Origin of the sequence: Nostoc sp. CCY 9925 (assembly GCF_963920935.1) — a bacterium.
In the GTDB taxonomy this organism is placed as follows: domain Bacteria; phylum Cyanobacteriota; class Cyanobacteriia; order Cyanobacteriales; family Nostocaceae; genus Nostoc.
Window position 1 is genome coordinate 1 of the sequence record NZ_CAWUDO010000216.1, and the last position, 4,946, is coordinate 4,946.

Annotated in this window: 5 protein-coding genes and 1 pseudogene; 1 reads left to right on the forward strand and 5 read right to left on the reverse strand. The window is 44.6% G+C overall.

The window, feature by feature from the left end; genetic code table 11:
- Positions 1-64: 64 nt before the first annotated feature.
- Positions 65-232 (forward strand): annotated as a pseudogene (locus ACM0OY_RS39450) (hypothetical protein); the annotation flags it as partial.
- A 139-nt stretch (positions 233-371) separates the two neighbouring features.
- Here the strand turns inward: ACM0OY_RS39450 and ACM0OY_RS39455 are convergent.
- The 5 genes from ACM0OY_RS39455 to ACM0OY_RS39475 form a co-directional block, all read right to left on the reverse strand.
- Positions 372-674, reverse strand: coding sequence for an acylphosphatase (locus ACM0OY_RS39455; RefSeq protein WP_414574148.1), 303 nt, complete (start codon positions 672-674; stop codon positions 372-374).
- A 195-nt stretch (positions 675-869) separates the two neighbouring features.
- On the reverse strand, positions 870-2,855 hold the full coding sequence (locus ACM0OY_RS39460; RefSeq protein ID WP_414574149.1) for an ATP-binding protein: 1,986 nt from the start codon (positions 2,853-2,855) through the stop codon (positions 870-872).
- A gap of 190 nt (positions 2,856-3,045) precedes the next feature.
- Positions 3,046-3,498: a response regulator gene (locus tag ACM0OY_RS39465; protein ID WP_414574150.1), complete on the reverse strand. Its 453-nt coding sequence runs from the start codon at positions 3,496-3,498 to the stop codon at positions 3,046-3,048.
- Entirely contained in the window at positions 3,495-4,727 is a 1,233-nt protein-coding gene (locus ACM0OY_RS39470; RefSeq protein WP_414574151.1) for an ATP-binding protein, read from the reverse strand. Before ACM0OY_RS39470 ends, ACM0OY_RS39465 begins: the two co-directional genes overlap by 4 nt.
- 9 nt (positions 4,728-4,736) lie before the next feature.
- The coding region (locus tag ACM0OY_RS39475) for a hypothetical protein (protein ID WP_414574152.1) at positions 4,737-4,946 on the reverse strand (210 nt) is incomplete at its 5' end.

The window sequence follows — 4,946 nt, forward strand, 5'->3', positions numbered from 1 at the left end:
TTGAGCAACTTTACTTTCCGTTACATACTTTGGTTTTTTTGCGCCATTCTACTTACTACTTCGCGTTCATGCTTGCGGTGTCTGTCGCACAGATTTACATATAGTTGATGGAGAATTGACGCACCCCAAACTACCACATGTCAATGCTTTTCCCTTAACTCAAGCGAATGAAGCTTTAGATGCGCTGCGTAGTGGTAAGATTGAAGGCTCGGCTGTTTTGGTAGTTGATTAGTACTCAGTCAAACAATTAGAGTGCGCCGGGTTCCGGTGATAGCGCAATACGGTTCAGTTGAGAAATTTATCGGTGGAGGTAGTAGGGGGAGCAGGGGGAGAGAAAAAAGCTTATCTGAACCGTATTGCCCCATATCCAACTATTCAACCCGCTTAACTTCAAATCCCCGCAAGCCTTCTGGTTCTTCGTACTCAACAGCAACCTCTTTGACTACAGCAGCAGGTGGTCCCGAGTGACACCAGCGAACCATCTCATCTACAATCTCTCGCGCCCCTTCAAAAACTGCTTCTACACTATTATCGGGAAGATTCCGCACCCAACCTGTTAATCCTAACTGGGTAGCTGTATCCACAGTGGCGTAGCGGTAGCCTACTCCTTGGACTCGGCCAGAAATGAATACATGGGCGCGGACGATCTTTGGCAGTGCTGTGGAATTCTGCATAGACTGGTCTGTTCTTGACGATTTCCACATAATACCTGTCGAACTCACGTCACGTTAATTCAGAATTCAGAATTCTGCTTTATCTCCCGTGCCCCAGCTTGGGTTAAGTAAATTTATCTGTTAAGGCAGGCAGGGGAGGCAGGGGAGGCAGGGGGGGAGAAAAAAGCTTAACTGAACGTTATTGCCCAATACTCTTCATTTGACAAATTCTGGTAGTTCTATCCAAAAACGGCTACCTTGGGAGACTTCTGATTCCATACCTACCTGTCCGCCCATGCGTTCGATGCCTTTACGCACGATCGCTAGTCCGATTCCTGTGCCAGGGTAGGCTTCAATGCTGTGTAGACGCTCGAAAACACCAAAAATCCGCTCCCAATGCTGCGGTGAGATACCTATGCCATTGTCTTCTACCCATAGACGCACGCAGTGTTCGCGGTGTTCTGTCCATATTCTGACTTGGGGTTGAATTCCTGGAGCTACAAACTTGATGGCGTTGGTGATTAAATTCGTGATAATCTGCTCCACAGTGCGGTAGTTTCCCACAATTTCCAGCAGAGGTTCTGCAATTGTCACTTGCGCTTGCTTTTCTTCCAGGGATACCTCTAATTGCGTCAGCACTTGCTTGACTAGTGAGTTGAGGTTAATTGGTTGCAGTGGCAAATCAATGCGACTCAAGCGGCTGTATTCTAATAAGTCTATCAACAGGTTGTCCATCCGCTCGACGTTACTGGCGATGCGATAAAGTAAATCTTGCCCGCCTGAATTCAATACGGTATCGTAGTCTTCTAAGAGAATAGTGGCAAATCCCCGAATAGCACGCAGAGGTTCTTGCAAGTCGTGGGAGATGGAGTAAGCAAAGGCTTCTAAGGCACTATTGGCTTCTTCAAGCTGTTGTGTGCGGTTGTGAACTAGTTGTTCGAGTTGTTCGGTGTAGCGCTGTAATTGTTCGCGCAAGCGGGATTGCTGAATGGCGATCGCTAACTGATTTGCCACCTCACGAGCAATTTCCACATCTTCGTCAGTTAATGACCACGGTTGAGTTACTCCCACATTCAAAGAACCGATTAGCTGTTGTTGAGCAATCACAGGTACATTCATAATTAAGCGAATGCCTTGGTCGAACAGCTGTTGTTGAACCCGATAGGGTCTTGGATGTTCGGCCAAGTTTTCAATCATCATCACTTGGTTTTGTTGTAAGTTGTCAATGTTGCCAAAATCATGTAATGAGAAAGTTTCGCCGATGGCACAGCCAATGCGATCGCTAGACTCAACAGCTAACACAGTGGCTTGTTGCTGTTCCCAATCAAACAACGTCACATCCATTAATTGACAGGGAAGTAAGGGATAAGTCGCAGCTAGAGCCGCTTCAGCAATTCCTTTGGGAGAAATTGCCCCCAAAATTGAGCGATCTAACTCCTGGAGAGTTTGTAATCTTGTCGCATAGCGCTTCAGTGCTTCTTCTGAGCGTTTGCGCCCGGTAATGTCTTCCACTAGCCCATCAATCACCTCGTCTCCATTAGTAATATTGAGAGTTTCATTTACTGATACCCATATATAACTACCATCTTTTCTACGTATCCTTAATTCCCGTTCTCGTCTTTTGTGTGGTGTGATATCTCCCGATCTGGAAAAAATCTCATTAAAGTTATTATTAAACCGAATTTCTTCTAGAGAATCAAGTCTCAAAAGGCTGAGAAATGCACTGTTAACTTCTAATAGGCGTCCGTCGGGAATTGCCCGAAATACACCGACATTTAATTGATTGAGTAAAGATTGCAGACGATTCTCTAAAAAGCTAGCTCTACGGCGAGTTTCGTTGCGTTCTAAGACAGACCTGACTGTTGCAGATAAACGAACTAAGTGCTTAGGTGACTTGAGGATGTAATCATCGAGTCCACTTTTCATTGCCTCAACGGCTATTTCCTGATTGCCTGTATTAGTAAACATAATCACAGGGCGATCGGGGTAGCGGTTCTTAAGGAGATGTAATATTTCTAACCCATTGTTCCAACGGAGTTGATAATCGGTGATTGTCAGATCGAAGCGACCTGCTGCCAGTGCTTGCTCAAACTTTTCTGGTTCACCCACTTCTTCTATTTCTACACCAGGAAATTCCCGCCGCATCTGTCGAATAATCATGAAACGGTCATTTGGATTGTCGTCAATAATCAGAATGTGCATGAGAAGCCAAAATTGATGCTTGAGAAGCTCTAAGTGCAGAATCCTTGCTTGCAACTTTTGTAATATCTGTTGGCAATGTAAGGCGTAATTTTAAATCTTTCCGTGTCGTACTCTCGGCGAGAACATACACTAGCGATCGTTGAATTTTTTCATGAATTAGGAATTAATGAACCTTTTCTAGGCTAAACCATTAGTCAGTGTAAACCAACGGCTGTTGATTTAAATTCAGCCAGTAGGCATCAAGTAACTTTATCATTGCAGTTAAGTCACTAAATGCTACAGGTTTAATTAAGTAGGAGTTGACACCCAAATCATAAGCTTTATGAACATCTATTGTTTCTTTAGAAGTTGTCAACACAATGACTGGTAAGCGTCTGAGTTCAGGTTGTTGCTTGAGCCACTCCAAAACCTCAAATCCAGATTTGCGCGGCATTTTTAGGTCTAACAAAAATAGTATCGGTAGAGGGTAGCGTTCTCGGTCAGCATATTCTCCTTCACCACACAGGTAAGAAATAGCAGCTTCTCCATTGCTGACAACTTGTAGGGGTTGCATCAAATTAGCTTTGCGTAAAGCGCGACGAATTAACAGGACTTGATCGGGGTCATCTTCTGCTAGTAAGATTGTCTGCTGCTGTGTGTTCATATTTTGATCGAAAGTTTTTCTAGTTCAATCCAAAAGCGGCTGCCTTGACCTACTATAGACTCTACACCGACCTGCCCCCGCATACGCTCAACACCTTTGCGGACAATGGCTAAACCAATGCCGGAACCGGGATAACTTTCTTGAGTATGTAATCTTTCAAATACGTTAAAAATTCGCTGCTGATGTTCTGGTGCAATGCCAATACCGTTATCTTCTACCCAGAGGCGAATGGAGGACGCTCTTAAAGAGGATGGGGGGACGCGGGGACACGGGGACACGGAGAGAGTATTTGATAATTTCTGTGCGTCGCCGTGTCTCACACTCCCTGCGTCCTCCCCTACGATTTCTGCCCATATCCGAATTTCGGGTTGTTTGTTATCAGGGACAAATTTGATTGCATTACTCAATAGGTTTACGAGTACTTGGATTAGAATTGTGCGATGGCCTGTAACTTCTGGAAGCGGTAGCTCTATGTTCACCTGAGCTTGTCGCGATCGCAATTCTACTTCTAGTTGGTTGATAGCTTCTGTAACAATGTCTGTTAAGTTAATTACACGTAGATTAATTTCTACTTGACTCAGGCGCGAGTAGTCGAGCAAGTCTTGAATTAGCCCATCCATCCGTTCGGCAGAAGCGACAATCCGCTGAATATAATCTTGTCCATTGCTGTCTAATCGATCGCTATAATCTTCCTGTAGTGCTTGAGCTAAACCTTGCATTGACCGCAAAGGAGAACGTAAGTCATGGGAGACTGAATAAGCAAAGGTTTCAAGTTCTTTGTTGGCTTCGACTAAGGCAGATGTCCGCTCGGTGACTCGTTGTTCTAGTTCATTGGCATAGTTCTGCACCGCCTCTGCCATTTCACGATAGCGAGTTTCACTTTCTCGCAGCTTTAACTCTGTGCGTCTCCAAGCTGCATTTAACTCGCTACTTAGCACCGATACAATCACAAATAATCCCAGGCGGATAAAGGCATCGAGCGTTAAAATACTCAGTGAATAAGTTGGTTTTAAAAAAAAGAAAGCGATGGCTAAGGTACACAGGAAAGTTGCGAATAAACCTGAGCCGCGAGTCCCGTACCACGAACTCAGCACCACAGCTGCAAAAAATACTGAAAAAGTAATATTCTCTAACAGTGGCGATACAAGTAAAGAAAATAACAGTGCTAAACTGCTGACGAGTACAGCGATACTGTAACTTTTTTGCCAGGAGTGATTTCTACTCTGCATTAGTGAACTTCAGCTGAAATTTGCTGTTATATAGAGCTTCTCGCTTGGGTGAAGTACACTTTTGACCTGCGCCTTTGTTGTATTGACCTGCAACTTTGTTGTATTGACCTGCAACTTTGTTGCATCGACCTGCACCTTTGTTACATCGACCTGCACCTTTGTTACATCGACCTGCACCTTTGTTGCATCGACCTGCACCTTTGTTGCATCGACCTGCAC

Bases quoted from the DNA above. Each gene is read 5' to 3' on its own strand.
- ACM0OY_RS39455 (WP_414574148.1), bottom strand. From the start codon at position 674: ATGCAGAATTCCACAGCACTGCCAAAGATCGTCCGCGCCCATGTATTC.
- ACM0OY_RS39460 (WP_414574149.1), bottom strand. From the start codon at position 2,855: ATGCACATTCTGATTATTGACGACAATCCAAATGACCGTTTCATGATT.
- ACM0OY_RS39465 (WP_414574150.1), bottom strand. From the start codon at position 3,498: ATGAACACACAGCAGCAGACAATCTTACTAGCAGAAGATGACCCCGAT.
- ACM0OY_RS39470 (WP_414574151.1), bottom strand. From the start codon at position 4,727: ATGCAGAGTAGAAATCACTCCTGGCAAAAAAGTTACAGTATCGCTGTA.